Source organism: Streptomyces chumphonensis (genome assembly GCF_014779715.1).
Lineage (GTDB): Bacteria > Actinomycetota > Actinomycetes > Streptomycetales > Streptomycetaceae > Streptomyces > Streptomyces chumphonensis.
Map to the genome: position 1 here is coordinate 357,722 of NZ_JACXYU010000004.1, position 17,774 is coordinate 375,495.

Genomic DNA, 17,774 nt, shown 5'->3' on the forward strand with positions numbered 1-17,774 from the left:
TCCCCTCCGGCCGTCGTGTCTCCGCACCGTGGTCGTGCGGGCCGATCGACCGCACGACCACGGTGGCGGTACCCAAGTAGCATGGGGCCCCGACGTCCGGTACCGACAAGAACAGCGGACTGGAACGGAAGGCTTCGATCCGTGAACGCACACGAACCCGCCCGGCACGCCCACGAGCGGCCCGCGCGGCTGGCCGTCGGCGTGGTGGGCGCCGGCCGGGTCGGCCCCGCCCTGGCGGCGGCACTCGGTCTGGCCGGGCACCGCACGGTGGCCGCGTCCGGCGTCTCCGACGCGTCCCGGCAGCGGGCGGCGGAGCTCCTGCCCGGGGTGCCGCTGGTGGAGCCGGCCGAGGTGCTGGCGCGCTCCGAGCTGGTGCTGCTGACCGTGCCCGACGACGCGCTGCCCGCTCTCGTGTCCGGCCTCGCCGAGACGGGCGCCGTCCGGCCGGGCCAGCTGATCGCGCACAGCTCGGGCCGGTACGGGATCTCCGTGCTGGATCCGGCGCTGCGCGCGGGTGCCCTGCCGCTCGCGCTGCACCCGGTGATGACGTTCACCGGCACCGGCGTCGACGTCCAGCGCCTCGCGGGCTGCGTCTTCGGCGTGACGGCCCCCGAGGAGCTGCGGCTCGCGGCCGAGGCGCTCGTCATCGAGATGGGCGGGGAGCCGGAGTGGATCGCCGAGGAGAGCCGTCCCCTCTACCACGCGGCGCTCGCCCTCGGCGCGAACCACCTGGTCACGCTCGTCGCGCAGGCGCAGGACCTGCTGCGCACGGCCGGTGTCGCCGCACCCGACCGCATGCTGGGCCCGCTGCTGGGCGCCGCCCTGGACAACGCGCTGCGCTCCGGCGACGCCGCGCTGACCGGGCCCGTGGCACGCGGCGACGCGGGGACCGTCTCGGCGCACATCGCCGAGCTGCGCCGGCACGCGCCGGCGGCCGTTCCCGGCTACCTCGCCATGGCCCGCACCACGGCGGACCGGGCCCTGGAGCACGGGCTGCTCAAGCCGGAGCTGGCGGAGGACCTGCTGGCGGTCCTCTCGGACGGAGCCCGTTCATGACGGCCGCGCCCGCCCTGCTGCGCACGGCCGCCGAGCTGCGGGCCCTGCGTCCCGACCGGGGGCGGCGACGGGGCGTGGTGATGACGATGGGCGCCCTGCACGAGGGCCACGCGGAGCTGGTCCGTGCCGCCCGCGCCGCCGTGGGGCCCGGGGGCCAGGTGGTGGTGACCGTCTTCGTGAACCCGTTGCAGTTCGGGGCCGGTGAGGACCTGGACCGCTATCCGCGCACCCTGGACGCCGACCTCGCGGTGGCGGCGGGGGCGGGGGCCGACGTCGTGTTCGCGCCGCCCGCCGACGAGGTCTATCCGGGGGGTGAGCCGGAGGTGCGCGTCACGGCCGGGCCGATGGGCGGGCGGCTGGAGGGCGAGCACCGGCCGGGCCACTTCGACGGCATGCTGACCGTCGTCGCCAAGCTGCTGCACCTGACCGCTCCCGACGTCGCGTTCTACGGGGAGAAGGACGCCCAGCAGCTCGCGCTCATCACCCGCATGGTGCGGGACCTGAACTTCCCCGTGGAGGTCGTCGGCGTCCCCACGGTCCGGGAGCCGGACGGGCTGGCCCTCTCCAGCCGCAACCGCTACCTGTCCCGCTACGAGCGGAACATCGCCCTGGCCCTGTCCCGTGCGCTGTTCGCCGCCCGGGACCGGCTGACCGCCGAGACGGCCCTGCGCGTGCGCGCCGCCGCGTCCGGTGCCCCGGAGGGGCGGGCGGCGGCGCTGGCCAAGGTGGGCGAGTCCCGCGCGTCGGCGGACGCGCACGCCCTGGCCCACGCCTCCGGCGGCCCGGCGGCGGCGCTCGCCGCCGCGCGGCCGGTGCTGGAGGAGGCGCGCGGCCTGGACGTCGACTACCTGGCGCTCGTCGACCCCCGCGACTTCACCGACGTCCCCGACGACTTCCAGGGCGAGGCGGTCCTGGCCGTGGCGGCCCGCGTCGGCACCACCCGCCTCATCGACAACATCCGCCTCTGGTTCGGAGCCTCCGCATGACCGCCGCGACGGGCCACGCTGCCCCGGCCCCCGCCGTCCCCGGCATACGTCTGGACGCCCCCACCCCCAGCTGGGCCATCGAGGCCGACGTCGTCGTCGTCGGCTCCGGGGTGGCCGGCCTCACCGCCGCCCTGCGCTGCGCCGCCACGGGCCTGACCACCGTCATCGTCACCAAGGCGGACCTCGACGACGGCTCCACCCGCTGGGCCCAGGGCGGCATCGCCGCCGCCCTCGGCGAGGGCGACACACCCGCCCAGCACCTCGCCGACACCCTCACGGCGGGTGCCGGGCTGTGCGACGAGGACGCCGTGCGCACCCTCGTCACCGAGGGCCCGGACGCCGTCCGCCGGCTCATCGCCACCGGCGCCGTCTTCGACACCTCCACCGCGACCGGCGAGATCGAGCTGACCCGCGAGGGCGGTCACCACCGCCGCCGCATCGCCCACGCCGGCGGCGACGCGACGGGTGCGGAGATCTCGCGTGCGCTGGTGGAGGCCGTGCAGAGCGCGGGCATCCGCACCATCGAGCACGCCCTCGTCCTGGACCTGCTCCGGGACGCGGGCGGTCGCACCGCCGGGGTCTCCCTGCACGTCATGGGCGAGGGGCAGCACGACGGGGTGGGCGCCGTCCACGCGCCCGCCGTGGTGCTGGCGACCGGCGGCATGGGCCAGGTCTTCTCGGCCACCACCAACCCGGCCGTCTCCACCGGCGACGGCGTCGCCCTCGCGTTGCGGGCCGGGGCCGAGGTCAGCGACCTGGAGTTCGTCCAGTTCCACCCCACCGTGCTCTACCTGGGCTCCGGGGCGGAGGGCCAGCAGCCGCTGATCTCCGAGGCCGTGCGCGGCGAGGGCGCCCACCTCGTCGACGCCGACGGCGTCCGCTTCATGACCGGGCTGCACGAGCTGGGCGAGCTGGCGCCCCGGGACATCGTGGCCAAGGGCATCATGCGGCGCTGCCAGGAGCAGGGCACCGACCACATGTACCTGGACGCCCGGCACTTCGGCGCCCGCATGTGGGCCGAGCGCTTCCCGACCATCCTCGCGGCCTGCCGCGGGCACGGCCTGGATCCGGTCCGGGAGCCGATCCCCGTCGCGCCCGCCGCCCACTACGCCTCCGGCGGCGTCCGGACCGACCTGCGCGGACGCACCACCGTGCCCGGGCTCTACGCCTGCGGGGAGGCCGCCTGCACCGGGGTGCACGGCGCGAACCGGCTGGCGTCGAACTCGCTGCTGGAGGGCCTGGTCTTCGCCGAACGCATCGCGGCGGACATCCGCGCCCGCGCCGGGGACCGTGGCGGGGACGGCGCCGCGCCCGCCCGCCCCGCGCCCGCCGCCCCGCCCGCGCTGCCGCTGCTGCCCGCCGAGGCGCGCGGCGAGGTGCAGCGGATCATGACCGCCGGGGCGGGCGTGCTGCGTTCCGCGGCGAGCCTCGCCGGGGCCGCGGCCGCGCTGGCCGCCCTCCGTTCCGGACCCGGCCGGGACGGAAAGCCCGCCGAGCCGGCCACCGAGTCGTGGGAGGTCACCAACCTCCACCTGGTGGCCTCCGTCCTCGTCGCGGCCGCCGCCCGCCGGGCGGAGACCCGCGGCTGCCACTGGCGCGAGGACCACCCCGACCGCGACGATGCCCGGTGGGCCCGCCACCTCGTCGTGACCCTGGGCGCCCCCACGCCGCACGACGCCGTGCCCCTCACCCTCCGCACGACCGACACCACCGGCTTCCCGCCGGTCACCCCCGCCGCTCCCGAGGAGAAGCCGTGACCCCCTCCGACGACCGCGTCCGCCCCGAGCCGGTGGAGCTGCCCCTGCTCCAGATCGGCGGCCCCGGCGCCACCGCGCCCTCCGGGGGCGGCGGCTGCGGGGACGCCTGCGGCTGCGGCAGCGCGGACTTCGACGACGACCCGGACCTCGACCCGCTGGAGTGCGGGCTCGACCCGGACCTGGCGCGGCTCCTGGCCGACGCCGGGCTCGACCCCGTCCAGGTGGAGGACGTCGCGCACCTGGCCGTCGAGGAGGACCTCGACCACGGCGTGGACGTCACATCCGTCGCCACCGTCCCGGAGGACGCCGTGGCCACCGGCGACTTCACCGCCCGCGAGGCCGGGACGGTCGCCGGGCTGCGGGTCGCCGAGGCGGTCCTGTCGGTGGTGTGCACCGATGAGTTCGAGGTCGAGCGGCACGTGGAGGACGGCGCGCGGGTGGCGCCCGGCACCGTCCTGCTGAGCGTGCGCACCCGCACCCGCGACCTCCTCACCGGTGAGCGCAGCGCGCTGAACCTCCTGGGCCGGCTCTCCGGCATCGCGACGGCCACCCGCGCGTGGGCCGACGTCCTGGAGGGCACCGGCACCCGCGTCCGCGACACCCGCAAGACGACGCCGGGGCTGCGCGCCCTGGAGAAGTACGCGGTGCGCTGCGGCGGCGGCGTCAACCACCGGTTCTCCCTCTCCGACGCGGCCCTGATCAAGGACAACCACGTCATCGCGGCGGGCGGTGTCGCGGCGGCGTTCAAGGCCGTCCGGGAGGAGTTCCCCGACCTGCCGATCGAGGTCGAGGTCGACCGGCTGGACCAGATCGAGCCCGTCCTCGCCGAGGGCGCCGACCTCCTGCTGCTGGACAACTTCACCCCGGCGCAGACGGCGGAGGCCGTCGCGCTCGTCGCGGGACGGGCCGTGCTGGAGTCCTCGGGCCGCCTCACCCTGGCGAACGCCGCCTCCTACGCCGCCACGGGCGTCGACTACCTGGCCGTCGGCGCGCTCACCCACTCCGCGCCGGTCCTCGACATCGGCCTCGACCTGCGGGACGAGGTCTGATCCCATGCTGCTGACCATCGACGTCGGGAACACCCACACCGTCCTCGGCCTGTTCGACGGCGAGGAGATCGTGGAGCACTGGCGCATCTCCACCGACGCCCGCCGCACCGCCGACGAGCTGGCCGTCCTGCTCCAGGGCCTGATGGGCATGCACCCGCTGCTCGGGGTGGAGCTGGGCGAGGGCATCGACGGCATCGCCATCTGCTCCACCGTCCCGTCCGTGCTGCACGAGCTGCGCGAGGTCACCCGCCGCTACTACGGCGACATCCCGGCCGTCCTGGTGGAGCCGGGGGTCAAGACGGGCGTGCCGGTCCTCATGGACCACCCGAAGGAGGTCGGCGCGGACCGCATCATCAACGCGGTGGGCGCCGTCGAGCTGTACGGCGGGCCCTGCGTCGTCGTCGACTTCGGCACGGCCACGACGTTCGACGCCATCTCCGCGCGCGGCGAGTACGTGGGCGGCGTGATCGCCCCCGGCATCGAGATCAGCGTCGAGGCGCTCGGCGTGCGCGGCGCCCAGCTGCGGAAGATCGAGCTGGCCCGGCCGCGCGCGGTGATCGGCAAGAACACGGTGGAGGCCATGCAGTCCGGCATCCTCTACGGCTTCGCGGGCCAGGTCGACGGGGTCGTGGACCGTATGGCGCGGGAGCTGGCCGGTCCCGACGGCGACCCCGACGACGTGACCGTCATCGCGACGGGCGGGCTCGCGCCGATGGTGCTGGGGGAGTCGTCCGTGATCGACGAGCACGAGCCGTGGCTCACGCTCATCGGCCTGCGGCTGGTGTACGAACGGAACGCCTCCCGCCTCTGAGGCGCGGCACGGCGGGGCGCGTCACGCCCTGCATTTCGTCCGTTTAGCACTTAAAGTCACACTATGCCCACGCCACATGGTTCCCGAGGCGGCATGGCGTTCAGCGCCGAGGAGCTGCGCGTGCTCCGCCGTGCCCTTGCCACCACCCTCCAGTCCGCCGCGCTCCCGGCCCAGGAGATCAGGGAGTGCCTCATGCTCACGCTGGCCGTGGACGACGCGACGCACGAGGCCGCGCGGCTCCGGCGGTTCCTCTTCGCCGACGTGGCCCGCTACCGGGCCGCCCTCCCCGGTGCGGCGGCGGGCTACCTGGCCCGGCTCGGCAGCGCGCTCGACGCGGGCTACACCCCGACCGACGAGGACGTGACCGCCCTGCGGCGGCTGTGCGCCGGGCGCACCGGCGCGCAGGAGGCCGCCCGCCGCATGGACCTGCTCGTGCGCGCCGCCCTCCCGGCCGCCCGGACGCCGCTCGCGGCGCTCCCCGGCGGCCTGGGCGCCTCGGGCGCGGGCGGGGAGGAGGACGCCGAGCCCGGCGCCCCCGAGGAACCGCGCGAGCCGCGGCGGCCGGAGCGGGACGAGCCGGCGCCCGAGCGCGACCGGCCGGCGGGGCCTCAGCGGCCGTCGCGGCCGATCCCCACGCCGGGCGAGGTGTTCCCGCCGCGTCGCAGAACGCCCCCGCCCGAGCAGGCCCTGCTCTCCGCGTAGCCCGCGCCCCGACCGCTCCACCGGCCCGCAGCGCAGCCGCTCCGACGCCCCGGCAGCGGCTGCGCTGCGGTGTCCGCGCGGTCCTCGGCGCCCGGCCGAAAACGTGGCGAAGGCCATGCCCGGGGTGCTCCTCGAAGGCCCGGGGGGCTGCCCTACTCTCGTGGGTATGGACTACATTGCCGCACTCACTCCCTCCGCGGTGATGGCCGTTGCCTTCACCGCTCTCATCGTGACCATCGTCAAGAGCCAGGGTGGCGCCAACAAGGCCAAGGAGGACGCCGCCGTCGACGCGGTGTACGCCCAGGCCGCTCCCGAGGCGTCCACGGAGAGCGAGGCCCGCGTCTGACCGATGCGGTGGCCGGCGCCGAAGGCCGGACGGAAGAACCGGGTGTGTGAGGGCCTGCGGCCCTCACACACCCTTTGTGCGTCCGTGGCACCCGTGGCCCGACGCCCGCGCCGCCTATCATTCCCGGTGTGCCACGACGTTTGGGCGAGCTCGAAGACGCCGTCATGACCCGGGTATGGCAGTGGAACCGTCCGGTCACTGTCAGAGAAGTCCTGGAGGATCTCCGGGGAGAACGGCGGATCGCGTACACGACGGTCATGACCGTAATGGACAACCTCCATCAGAAGGGCTGGCTCCGCCGCGAGCAGCAGGGCCGCGCCTATCGATATGAACCCGTCTCGACCCGGGCCGCGTACTCGGCCGCACTCATGAGCGAAGCGTGGTCGGCCAGTGACAACGCGGCTGCGGCTCTCGTGGCGTTCTTCGGCATGATGTCGCCGGAACAGGTCGGCGCGTTGCGGGACGCCCTGCGCGTGGTCCAGGTCAATGGGGTTCGGCTGACCGGTCCCGAGGAGCGATAGCGTGCGGGCATGGCAGAACAGATAAGCGGGAACACGGTGACGCTCCGTCGGGCGCGGACATCCGATGTGCGGACGGTGCGCCGCCTCATCGACACCTACTCGCGGGACCGCATCCTCCTCAACAAAGCGACCGTGACCCTTTACGAGGACATCCAGGAGTTCTGGGTGGCCGAGCGGGCGGCGGACGGGCAGGTGGTGGGCTGCGGAGCGCTGCACGTGATGTGGGAGGACCTGGCGGAGGTCCGCACCCTCGCCGTGGACCCGGTCATGCGCGGCACCGGCGTCGGTCACCGCCTGCTGGAGAAGCTGCTGGAAACCGGGCGGTTCCTCGGGGTGCGCCGAATTTTCTGCCTCACCTTCGAAGTCGACTTCTTCGTCAAGCACGGATTCGCCGAGATCGGGGACACGCCCGTGGACGGCGATGTGTACAGCGAGCTCCTGCGCTCGTATGACGAAGGCGTGGCCGAGTTCCTGGACCTGGAGCGAGTCAAGCCGAACACCTTGGGCAACAGCCGGATGCTGCTCCATCTCTGATCCAGTCACGGAGGCATCACGACCGTGGCTGCTTTGTCCGAAAGGTCCTGACCTCGCGTCGTGCGTTCGTGCGCAAACCTCGATCAGGGTTTGTGTTTTCCGGGGAAAGGCGGTTTGCTGTGGTTGTCGATATCAGTATTCGCATATCGCCGCCCGTCCTCGAACAGGTGGCAGCACGAATGGGAGTAGCCGGTGGCACAGAAGGTTCAGGTCCTTCTTGTTGACGACCTCGATGGCGGCGAGGCTGACGAGACGGTGACGTTCGCGCTGGACGGCAAGTCCTACGAGATCGATCTCACCACCGCGAACGCCGACAAGCTCCGGGAATCCCTCGCGGAATTCGTCAAGGCCGGTCGTCGCACGGGCCGCGCCTCCGCGGGCGGCCGTGGAAAGGCCCGCGCGGCCTCGTCCGGCGGCTCGCCGGACACCGCGAAGATCCGCGCGTGGGCCAAGGAGAACGGCTACAACGTCAATGACCGCGGCCGGGTTCCGGCCGAGATCCGTGAGGCCTACGAAAAGGCCAACGGCTGACGTCGGCCGCTGCGGTGGAGTGCGGCGCGGTGGCATTCGGTGGCCGCCGCGCTGACGAGCCGCACAAGGTCGGCGTCAGCGCCGCTCGGGTCCCCCTCGGGGGGCCGCAGCCACACCCCCGCCGGGTCGGGCTCCCGGGTGTCCCCGCAGCGCTCGGCCCGGGCGCCGGGCTCGGCGCGTAGGTCCAGCCGGACGCCGCCCCAGTCGAGCCATTCCAGCAGCCCCGGCAGCTCCTCCGCGCTCCCGGCCGGCACCCGCAGCCGCACCCGTGCCCGCGCCGCGTCCCATTCCACCGGGCCGGTCCGTACGGAGCGCCGCAGGAGCGCCAGCCCCGCGTCGAGCGGGAGGTCCAGATAGTCGTACCCGGGTTCGGTGCGTCGCGTCGTCATGCCGGGGCAACGGCGGGCGATCCTATTCGGTCACTTCCTGTTGACATTCAGCCACAGGGTGTGCTGTGCAGGCGACGAGCTGCGAGGCAAGCGTGTTCGCCCGTAGCGGATGACCCCTCCGCGGGGGGAATGGAACGCCCCTCGCCGGGGGTAGGACATCACCAGTGGTCACGGGGGCGTGGCAAGGGGCGATGGCGCCGGGGGGACGGGCGTGTCGGGGACGAGGCGTTCGCCATCGGCGTACTGAATGCGGGTGCATCGGCTTGGCCTGCGGGAACATCGTCTCGCACCATCGGGTTGGAACGGGTGTCGCCCGCACCGTGGCACGGACTGGTAGGACTCGGAGCGGGTGTCGGCAGTTGGAATGAGCGGTCCCCCGTTGCGGGACTAAGCTGCGGAAGGACAGGGAGGGGACCTACCCCTAACTGACTGACCGCTCTGAGGAGCGATTAACGATGTTCGAGAGGTTCACCGACCGCGCGCGGCGGGTTGTCGTCCTGGCTCAGGAAGAAGCCCGGATGCTCAACCACAACTACATCGGCACCGAGCACATCCTCCTGGGCCTGATCCACGAGGGTGAGGGTGTCGCCGCTAAGGCACTGGAGAGCCTCGGGATTTCGCTCGAGGCGGTCCGCCAGCAGGTGGAGGAGATCATCGGCCAGGGCCAGCAGGCCCCGTCCGGCCACATCCCCTTCACCCCCCGGGCCAAGAAGGTGCTGGAGCTCTCGCTCCGCGAGGCCCTTCAGCTCGGCCACAACTACATCGGCACGGAGCACATCCTGCTCGGCCTGATCCGCGAGGGCGAGGGCGTCGCCGCCCAGGTCCTCGTGAAGCTCGGCGCCGACCTGAACCGGGTGCGGCAGCAGGTCATCCAGCTGCTCTCCGGCTACTCGGGCGGCAAGGAGACGGCCACGGCGGGCGGCCCGGCCGAGGGCACCCCCTCGACCTCGCTCGTTCTCGACCAGTTCGGCCGCAACCTGACCCAGGCCGCCCGCGAATCCAAGCTCGACCCGGTCATCGGGCGCGAGAAGGAGATCGAGCGGGTCATGCAGGTGCTGTCCCGCCGGACGAAGAACAACCCGGTGCTCATCGGCGAGCCCGGTGTCGGCAAGACCGCCGTCGTCGAGGGCCTGGCGCAGGCCATCGTCAAGGGGGAGGTGCCCGAGACCCTCAAGGACAAGCACCTCTACACCCTGGACCTCGGCGCCCTGGTCGCCGGCTCCCGCTACCGGGGTGACTTCGAGGAGCGCCTGAAGAAGGTCCTCAAGGAGATCCGCACCCGGGGCGACATCATCCTGTTCATCGACGAGCTGCACACGCTGGTCGGTGCGGGTGCCGCCGAGGGCGCCATCGACGCGGCGAGCATCCTCAAGCCGATGCTGGCCCGCGGCGAGCTCCAGACCATCGGTGCCACGACGCTGGACGAGTACCGCAAGCACCTGGAGAAGGACGCCGCCCTGGAGCGCCGCTTCCAGCCCATCCAGGTCGCCGAGCCGTCGCTGTCGCACACCATCGAGATCCTCAAGGGCCTGCGGGACCGCTACGAGGCGCACCACCGCGTCTCCATCACGGACGCCGCCCTGGTCGGCGCGGCCACCCTGGCCGACCGCTACATCTCCGACCGCTTCCTGCCGGACAAGGCGATCGACCTGATCGACGAGGCCGGCTCCCGGATGCGCATCCGCCGCATGACCGCGCCGCCGGACCTGCGCGAGTTCGACGAGAAGATCGCGAACGTGCGCCGGGAGAAGGAGTCCGCGATCGACTCGCAGGACTTCGAGAAGGCCGCCAACCTGCGGGACAGCGAGAAGCAGCTGCTCGCGCAGAAGGCCAAGCGGGAGAAGGAGTGGAAGGCCGGCGACATGGACGTCGTCGCCGAGGTCGACGAGGAGCTGATCGCCGAGGTCCTCGCCGCGTCCACCGGCATCCCGGTCTTCAAGCTGACCGAGGAGGAGTCCTCGCGGCTGCTGCGCATGGAGGACGAGCTGCACAAGCGCGTCATCGGCCAGGAGGACGCCATCAAGGCGCTCTCCCAGGCGATCCGGCGCACCCGTGCGGGCCTGAAGGACCCCAAGCGCCCCGGCGGCTCGTTCATCTTCGCCGGCCCGTCCGGCGTCGGTAAGACGGAGCTGTCCAAGACGCTCGCGGAGTTCCTCTTCGGTGACGAGGACGCGCTGATCTCCCTCGACATGTCGGAGTTCAGCGAGAAGCACACCGTCTCCCGGCTGTTCGGTTCGCCCCCCGGCTACGTCGGCTACGAGGAGGGCGGCCAGCTCACCGAGAAGGTGCGCCGCAAGCCGTTCTCGGTCGTCCTGTTCGACGAGGTCGAGAAGGCCCACCCGGACATCTTCAACTCGCTGCTGCAGATCCTGGAGGACGGTCGGCTGACCGACTCCCAGGGCCGGGTCGTGGACTTCAAGAACACCGTCATCATCATGACGACGAACCTCGGCACCCGGGACATCTCCAAGGGCTTCAACCTGGGCTTCGCCGCCCAGGGCGACGTCAAGACCGGCTACGAGCGCATGAAGGCCAAGGTCAACGACGAGCTGAAGCAGCACTTCCGCCCGGAGTTCCTGAACCGCGTCGACGACACGGTGGTCTTCCACCAGCTCACGCAGGAGAACATCATCGAGATCGTCGATCTGATGATCGCCCAGGTGGACGAGCGCCTGAAGGACCGCGACATGGGCATCGAGCTCAGCGCCGAGGCCAAGCAGCTGCTGGCCAAGCGCGGCTACGACCCGGTCATGGGCGCCCGGCCGCTGCGTCGCACGATCCAGCGGGAGATCGAGGACACGCTGTCGGAGAAGATCCTCTTCGGCGAGCTGCGCCCCGGTCACATCGTGGTCGTGGACACCGAGGGCGAGGGTGAGAGCGCGGCGTTCACCTTCCGCGGCGAGGAGAAGGCGGCCCTCCCGGACGTGCCTCCCGTGGAGGCCGCCGGTGGTCCGAACATGACCAAGGAACCCTGAGGCAGCGCCTCCGGGCCCCGCACGACGGTTCCGCACGACGGCCCCGGCACCCTTCGCGGTGCCGGGGCCGTCGTCCGTCACGGCGTGGTGCCGTTGCGGGCGACCTTGACCTTGAGGCCCGGCCGCAGGTGCTCCAGCACGGGCGTCGGCAACTCGCGGGGGAGTACGAGGGTGCGCAGCCGGGGGAAGGCGTCCAGCCACCCGGGCCCGTCCGGGAGGCCGCCGGCCAGCCACAGGTGGGTCAGGCGCTCGGGCGGGAGGAGGGCGGTCAGCTCGGCCGGGTCGTAGTCCCCGGGGACGTGGACGCGCGCACGGCCGCCCATCTCCCGCAGCGCCCGCAGGTGCTCGCCGCTCGGTGCGGTGAAGTAGAGGTCGTCCTCGGCGAGGTGCGCGATGATCTCCCGCGCGTACGGCCGTGTCGCGTACCGGTGCCACGCCCAGGCGAGCTGCCGCCGCACTCCCAGCGAGGGGTGGTCCCGGTAGCGGGCCAGGACGGGGAGCGCCGCGTCCTCGGTGAAGCCGGAGGCGGTGATGACGACGTTGAGGGCCGTCTCGTCGTCCAGACCTTCGGGGCCCGGCAGCAGCCGGAGCACGATCGGGCTGCCGACCCCGTCGGCCAGCCAGTGGGCGACCGTGCGGTCGGGCGGGGGGACGAGTGACCGCAGGCGGCGCTCCACCTCGTGCCGCACCGCCGGGTCCAGTTCCGTCGCCTCCTGGAGGCACGTCGCCGCGAGCAGGTCCCGGTAGTGCTGGTCGTCCGCGTCCCGCGCCCCCGGCGGGCCGTCGAGCAGCCCGCGCAGCAGCCGGGCGCGTTCGGCCGGACGGGCGTGGGCGACGGCCATGCGCAGGACGTCCTCCCACTGCGTCTTGTCCGCGTTGTCCAGCAGGAGGGGGAAGTCGCCCTCCTCCACGGCCGCCTTGGCCGCCAGGTAGTCCTGGAACGTGCGGTGGACGAAGTCGACGCGGTCCGTGGCCGGCTCGCGCAGCAGCCCCGAGCGGTCCCGCAGATGACGGTAGACCTCCTCCGCGTCGGCGGTGATGTGGGCCATCTGCGGAAGGGTGCGTTCCAGTTGCGCCACGACGTCCGCGCGGTCCATCTCGGCGCGGCTGTTGCGCAGCATCCAGTGGGCCAGCTTCTGCAGCAGCACGACGGAGGAGTCCTTCGACAGCCGCAGGGCGTCGTCCAGCACGGCACGCTCCACGTCGCGCCGCTCCAGCAGCATGGACAGCGCCGCCTCGTAGAGGTCCTTGCGGCTGTGCGGGAGGAAGCCGTGGCGCTCCCGGTGCAGGGCGCACAACAGCCCGCACATCAGCGGGTTGGAGGCCAGCCTGCCGAGGTCGGAGTTCGCGCGGACCAGGCCCAGCAGGGCGTCGGCCGACTCCGGCGGCGCCTCGGCGGCCGCGTGCCAGCGTCGGACGAACGCGGCGACGTCGGCGCGGCCCATCGGCGAGAGGGCCAGCTCCGCGAAGCCGTCCCGGGCCAGCCAGTCGCTCGCGACGGCCGAGGGCCGGGAGGTGACGAGCCACAGGTTGTCCGGGAAGTCCGCCAGGAGGTCGCGCAGCCAGCGGCGGGTGGCGCCGCGCTCGGCCTCGGGGATCTCGTCGATGCCGTCGACGAGCAGCAGGCCGCGCCCGGACCGCAGCACCCGGAGCGCCCAGCCGTCGGGCTGTTCCCCGGCGAGGTTGCTGCCCACGGCGTGCAGGAAGCGGTCCGGGGTGGGCGGCAGGCCGTCCCGCAGGACGCGCCGCAGCGGCAGCACGAACGGCACCCGCCCGACGAGGTGGGGCAGCCGGGCGAGGTGCTCGGGGTCCTGCCGGGCGGTGGTCACGGTGAGCCACTGCAGGAGCGTGGTCTTCCCGGACCCGGCGGCCCCGCGCAGCAGGACGCGGGCGTCGTCCTGGAGGGCGCGCTCCGCCGGGAGCGGGGCGCCGCCGGCCTCGGCCTCCAGGGAGATGTAGGCGGTGTCCAGGGGCCAGTCGCGGGTGTGGTGGAGGTCGAGTCCGTAGATCGTCAGCTCGCTGTGCCGCCGGGCGACGTGGGCGGCGTACGCCTCCTCGAACCGCGCGTCGGCGGCGGTGCGGGAGGGGACGCGCTCGGCGAGCAGCTCCAGCGTGGAGGCGATCCGGTCCAGCCGGGCGGTCTGCTCGACGGCGGTGCGGGCCAGGAACGTCGAGTGCTGGGTGAAGAAGTTCAGCACGTGCAGGCACACGTCGTGCAGCAGCGGCCGGAACAGGGCCTCGGCGTCGGCGGACAGCGCCTCGGCCTGCCCGGCCTGCCCGGCCCGGACGACCCGGTCGGCGAGCCCCTCCGGGCCGAGCCGCACGGCCTGCACGTCGTCCATGTCGAGCTCGCCGAGCTGCCGCAGCGCACGGGTGAGTGTGTCGGCGACCTCCTGCCGCACCTCGGCGGAGGGGGCGTCGTGCGGGCCGGTGGCCCGCACGTACCGGGTGACGACCTCGGCGGCGAGCCGGGCCAGGTCGTCGCCGTCCAGGGTCCGCTTCTCACCGCGGAAGGAGAACCAGCCGCCCAGCCGGACGGGCCTCTCCACCAGCCCGGCCCCCGGCTCGCGCCGCACGAGGAGCTTCCGCACCAGCGGTGTCACGGCGCCCGCGGCCACCCGCAGGCCCAGCGTCGACGGTTCCACGCGTCCCCCTCCAGGCGCCGACCGGTCCACGCCCACCCTAAGGGCGGGGTGACGGTGCCTCAGCCCGCGCCGGGGGGAACGGGGCTGACGGGGGCCGTCGCCGGGAGGTGCAGCGTCGCGACGGCGCCGGGCTCGGCGTTGCGGAACGTCAGCCGGGCGCCCAGTACCCGGGCCTGACCGGCTGCGATGGTCAGGCCCAGGCCGTGGCCGCGCCCGGCCCGGTCGGTGGAGCCGGTGCGGAACCGGCTGGGCCCCTCCGCCAGCAGGTCGGCGGGGAAGCCCGGGCCGTGGTCGCGGACGCGCAGCCGTCGACCCTCCACGGTGACCTCGACGGGGCCGGCGCCGTGCCGCTCGGCGTTGGCCAGCAGGTTGCCCAGGACGCGTTCCAGCCGGCGCGGGTCGGTGGTGACGATGGCGTCCCCGCCGACGTCGACCCGCGCCTCGGGGGTGAGCGCGCGCACCCGTCGCGCGACGAACTCCCCGAGCGCGATGTCCTGCAGCTCGGCCCGTTCCGCCGCGCCGTCCAGCCGGGCCACCTCCAGGATGTCCTCCACGAGGGTGCGCAGGACCTGGGCGCGGTCCCGCACCAGCTCGGCGGGACGGCCGTCGGGCAGCAGCCCGGCGGCGGTGACCAGGCCGGTCACGGGGGTGCGCAGCTCGTGCGCGATGTCGGCGGTGACGCGGCGTTCGGCGTCGAGCCGGGCCTGGAGGGCGTCGGCCATGGCGTCCACGGCGCGGGCGAGCTCGTCCGCCTCGTCCGGGGCGCGTCCGCCGATGGCGTCCCGCACCCGCACGTCCGCGTGCCCGGCGGCGACGCGTCCCGCCGCGGTCGCCGCCTTCCGCAGCCGCCGCGAGAGCTGCCCGCCGACGAGCACCCCGAGGGCGGTGCTGCCCACGACGACCGTCCCCGCGCCCACGACGAGGGTGCGGTCCAGGTCGGCCAGGACGGAGTAGCGGTCGGTGAAGCGGGCGTGCAGGGACAGGACGCTGCCGTCGGGCAGTTGCGTCGCCGCCCACACGTCGGGAGCGTCGTCGCCGTTCTCGCTGACGAACGTGGCGCGCTCCCCGGTGCGCACCGCCTCCCGCAGCTCCTCCGGCAGCGCGGGGTCGTCCAGCTCCGCGCCGAGGGCGAGCCGTTCGCCCAGCTCGTAGATGCGTTCCGCCGAGCGCAGCCGTTCGTCCTGCACGTCCCGGCTGTTGCTGATCATCGTCACCCGGGCCGCGTTGTGCACGATGAGGCTGAGCAGCAGCGCCACGAGGGCGCTGACGGCGGCGATGGCGCCGCTCAGCTTCCACCGCAGTCCGAACCGCACGGCTCTCATCGGATGAGCTTGTACCCGAAGCCGCGCACCGTCTCGATGCGGGCCTGCCCGATCTTCACCCGCAACCGCTGCACGTGGACGTCCACGACGCGGGTGTCGCCGCCCCAGCCGTAGTCCCACACGCGCTCCAGCAGCCGGTCGCGGGAGAGCACGGTGCCCGGTGCGGCCGAGAACTCCAGCAGCAGCCGCATCTCGGTCGGCGTCAGCGGCACGGGCCGCCCGTCGCGCCGCACCTCCATGCCGCCGGTGTCGACCTCCAGGTCACCGAAGCGCAGCGTTCCGTCCGGCCCGGCCGCAGGCTCGGCGGACGGGCCGGACGTCCCGTCCGGGCCCGCGACGACGGCGCGGGAGTGCCGGAAGCGGCGCAGCACCGCACGGATGCGCGCGACGAGCACCGCACCGTCGAACGGTTTGGTGACGTAGTCGTCCGCTCCCGCCTCCAACCCGAGGACGACGTCGATCGAGTCGGCCCGCGCGGACAGCATGATGACCGGCACGGTGGACTCGTCCCGGATGCGGCGGCACAGGCTCACGCCGTCCAGCCCCGGCACCATGACGTCCAGCAGCGCCACGTCCGGCCGGTCCGCACGGAACGCCTCCAGTCCCGCCAGCCCGTCCGGGACCGCCGTCACGGCGAACCCGTCGCGTTCCAGCGTCAGCTGCAGTGCCTCACGGATGACGTCGTCGTCCTCGACGAACAGCACATGGGTCTCCGCCACGTCCTCGCTCAGCCCTCTCCGTCCGGGCGGCCCTCCTGCGTGGCCGTCGGGTACTCCTGGTAGGTGCGATCCTGCTCGGCGAACCCGTCGTCCCGCCACACGTACGTGGCGACGTCCTCACCGGAGGGACAGCACGTCGGGTCCGTGTCCAGGTAGATCTGCGTGTGCACCCGCAGGGCGCCCTCGGCCACCTCGGCGAAGACCGTCGGTTCCTCGTCGGCGAAGACGTTGACCCACCGCTGCGCCTCCTCCCGGTACACGTACGAGCCGACACCCTTGCCGTCGGCGCAGGCGGACACGTTCACGACGAGGTCCTCCGCCGGGCCGCCGGTCAGCTCCCCGAAGGAGAAGGTGATCGGCCACTCCTCGGCCTCGCACGGCTCCAGGCGCCGCTTGACGGCCTGGCTCACGGCGCGGTCGGCGCGCAGCAGCGAGACGATCTCCACCTCGCCGCTCGCCCCGGGCGGCGAGACGGGCGCGCCGGCCGTCGGCACGTCCGTCTCCCGCGTCGCGCCCGGCGACGGCGGCGTCGGGGCGTCGGCCTCCGTCTCCCGGGCGGGTGAGGGCGTCGCGGCGGGCAGCGGGCTCGCCTCGGCCGGGGTGTCCTCCGCGGCCGAGGCCGACTCCTCGATGCGCACCCCGTCCCCGGCCGCACAGCCGGTCAGGACGACCGCGAGCAGCAGCAGGGTGACGGCGGCCCAGGCGGCCGCCGTCAGGCCGCCCGGGCCGCCACCACGCCGTGGCCCGCCGCCGGCTCGCCAACGTGATGCCACTCCCGCTCCCTGCTCTCCAGCTCCGTCCGCAGCCGCGCCAGCGCGCGGTGCAGCGTGCTTTTCACCGTTCCGGTGGACATGCCGAGCGCCTCGGCCGTCTCCTCCGTGCTCATCTGCTCCCAGTGCCGCAGCACGACCACGCTGCGCTGCTTGGGTGCGAGCACGGACAGGACGTCCATGAGCAGCGCCCGGTCGGCGTGCTGACCGAAGCGGTCCTCCTCGCTCGCCACCTCGGGCAGCGCGTCGGTCGGCACCTCCTGGAGCCGACGCGCCCGCCACCACTCGGTGCGCGTGTTGATCATGACGCGCCGGAGGTAGGCGTCGGCCAGCGACTTGTCCGTGATGCCGTCCCAGTTTCCCAGAGTCCGGATGAGCGCCGTCTGCAGGAGGTCCTGCGCGTCCACCGGGTCGGGCACCAGGCGTCGGGCGCTGCGCAGCAGGGCGTCCTGCCGCATGCGCACGTACGTCTCGAACGACTGCGGGGTCTCGGAGGATTCGCAGGTCTCCTCGGGGGGCAGCGTCACTGGGTCGCCTCCTCGTGGCCGGCTCGCCGGGCGGGTTCTCCGGTCTGCCACGAAGGTAGGGACACGGTGTTGCGGCACCGTGCCCGCAACCGCACGGCCGCCGCACGGCCGGCCATCGGTTGTGTAACAGCCCG

The 17,774-nt window shown here is 73.6% G+C and carries 17 protein-coding genes; 11 read left to right on the forward strand and 6 right to left on the reverse strand.

What is annotated here, in order from left to right; genetic code table 11:
- Positions 1-81: 81 nt before the first annotated feature.
- The 10 genes from IF129_RS11560 to IF129_RS11605 all read left to right on the forward strand — a co-directional run bounded on the left by IF129_RS11560 (position 82) and on the right by IF129_RS11605 (position 8,293).
- Positions 82-1,056 carry a Rossmann-like and DUF2520 domain-containing protein gene (locus IF129_RS11560; RefSeq protein ID WP_191209467.1) on the forward strand — a complete coding sequence of 325 codons (975 nt, stop codon included), beginning with the start codon at positions 82-84 and terminating at the stop codon, positions 1,054-1,056.
- On the forward strand, positions 1,053-2,042 hold the full coding sequence (gene panC, locus IF129_RS11565) for a pantoate--beta-alanine ligase (protein ID WP_191209468.1): 990 nt from the start codon (positions 1,053-1,055) through the stop codon (positions 2,040-2,042). Before IF129_RS11560 ends, panC begins: the two co-directional genes overlap by 4 nt.
- Complete coding sequence (locus IF129_RS11570) at positions 2,039-3,799, forward strand: L-aspartate oxidase (RefSeq protein ID WP_191209469.1); 1,761 nt, start codon at positions 2,039-2,041, stop codon at positions 3,797-3,799. Before panC ends, IF129_RS11570 begins: the two co-directional genes overlap by 4 nt.
- The gene (gene nadC / locus IF129_RS11575; protein ID WP_191209470.1) at positions 3,796-4,848 is read left to right on the forward strand and encodes a carboxylating nicotinate-nucleotide diphosphorylase; all 1,053 of its coding nucleotides are present in this window, start codon (positions 3,796-3,798) and stop codon (positions 4,846-4,848) included. Before IF129_RS11570 ends, nadC begins: the two co-directional genes overlap by 4 nt.
- 4 nt (positions 4,849-4,852) lie before the next feature.
- Positions 4,853-5,659 carry a type III pantothenate kinase gene (locus tag IF129_RS11580; RefSeq protein ID WP_191209471.1) on the forward strand — a complete coding sequence of 269 codons (807 nt, stop codon included), beginning with the start codon at positions 4,853-4,855 and terminating at the stop codon, positions 5,657-5,659.
- Between the two features lie 63 nt (positions 5,660-5,722).
- Positions 5,723-6,361, forward strand: coding sequence for a hypothetical protein (locus IF129_RS11585; RefSeq protein WP_191209472.1), 639 nt, complete (start codon positions 5,723-5,725; stop codon positions 6,359-6,361).
- Between the two features lie 166 nt (positions 6,362-6,527).
- Positions 6,528-6,707, forward strand: coding sequence for a hypothetical protein (locus IF129_RS11590; protein ID WP_191209473.1), 180 nt, complete (start codon positions 6,528-6,530; stop codon positions 6,705-6,707).
- A gap of 128 nt (positions 6,708-6,835) precedes the next feature.
- Entirely contained in the window at positions 6,836-7,228 is a 393-nt protein-coding gene (locus IF129_RS11595) for a BlaI/MecI/CopY family transcriptional regulator (protein WP_191209474.1), read from the forward strand.
- A 9-nt stretch (positions 7,229-7,237) separates the two neighbouring features.
- Entirely contained in the window at positions 7,238-7,762 is a 525-nt protein-coding gene (locus tag IF129_RS11600; protein WP_191209475.1) for an amino-acid N-acetyltransferase, read from the forward strand.
- A gap of 192 nt (positions 7,763-7,954) precedes the next feature.
- Entirely contained in the window at positions 7,955-8,293 is a 339-nt protein-coding gene (locus IF129_RS11605; RefSeq protein WP_191209476.1) for a histone-like nucleoid-structuring protein Lsr2, read from the forward strand.
- On the opposite strand, the gene IF129_RS11610 is transcribed toward IF129_RS11605, so the two are convergent.
- Positions 8,272-8,682, reverse strand: coding sequence for a hypothetical protein (locus tag IF129_RS11610; protein ID WP_191209477.1), 411 nt, complete (start codon positions 8,680-8,682; stop codon positions 8,272-8,274). The genes IF129_RS11605 and IF129_RS11610 overlap by 22 nt on opposite strands.
- Before the next feature lie 455 nt (positions 8,683-9,137).
- On the opposite strand from IF129_RS11610, the gene IF129_RS11615 reads away from it, so the two are divergent.
- Positions 9,138-11,657 (forward strand): ATP-dependent Clp protease ATP-binding subunit, encoded by a 2,520-nt coding sequence (locus IF129_RS11615; protein WP_191209478.1) that lies wholly within the window; start codon positions 9,138-9,140, stop codon positions 11,655-11,657.
- Between the two features lie 77 nt (positions 11,658-11,734).
- On the opposite strand, the gene IF129_RS11620 is transcribed toward IF129_RS11615, so the two are convergent.
- Genes IF129_RS11620 through IF129_RS11640 form a run of 5 tightly spaced genes read right to left on the reverse strand, consistent with a single transcriptional unit; the run spans position 11,735 to position 17,571 of the window.
- Positions 11,735-14,302 carry an NACHT domain-containing protein gene (locus IF129_RS11620; protein WP_191209479.1) on the reverse strand — a complete coding sequence of 856 codons (2,568 nt, stop codon included), beginning with the start codon at positions 14,300-14,302 and terminating at the stop codon, positions 11,735-11,737.
- A 59-nt stretch (positions 14,303-14,361) separates the two neighbouring features.
- Positions 14,362-15,624: a sensor histidine kinase gene (locus tag IF129_RS11625; RefSeq protein ID WP_191209480.1), complete on the reverse strand. Its 1,263-nt coding sequence runs from the start codon at positions 15,622-15,624 to the stop codon at positions 14,362-14,364.
- A complete protein-coding gene (gene cseB / locus IF129_RS11630) occupies positions 15,621-16,343 on the reverse strand; it encodes a two-component system response regulator CseB (RefSeq protein WP_191209481.1) in 723 nt (240 codons plus the stop codon). The genes IF129_RS11625 and cseB overlap by 4 nt, the downstream gene beginning before the upstream one ends.
- 8 nt (positions 16,344-16,351) lie before the next feature.
- Positions 16,352-17,116, reverse strand: coding sequence for a hypothetical protein (locus IF129_RS11635; RefSeq protein ID WP_191209482.1), 765 nt, complete (start codon positions 17,114-17,116; stop codon positions 16,352-16,354).
- Positions 17,056-17,571 carry a SigE family RNA polymerase sigma factor gene (locus IF129_RS11640; RefSeq protein WP_191209551.1) on the reverse strand — a complete coding sequence of 172 codons (516 nt, stop codon included), beginning with the start codon at positions 17,569-17,571 and terminating at the stop codon, positions 17,056-17,058. The genes IF129_RS11635 and IF129_RS11640 overlap by 61 nt, the downstream gene beginning before the upstream one ends.
- Between the last annotated feature and the right edge of the window lie 203 nt (positions 17,572-17,774).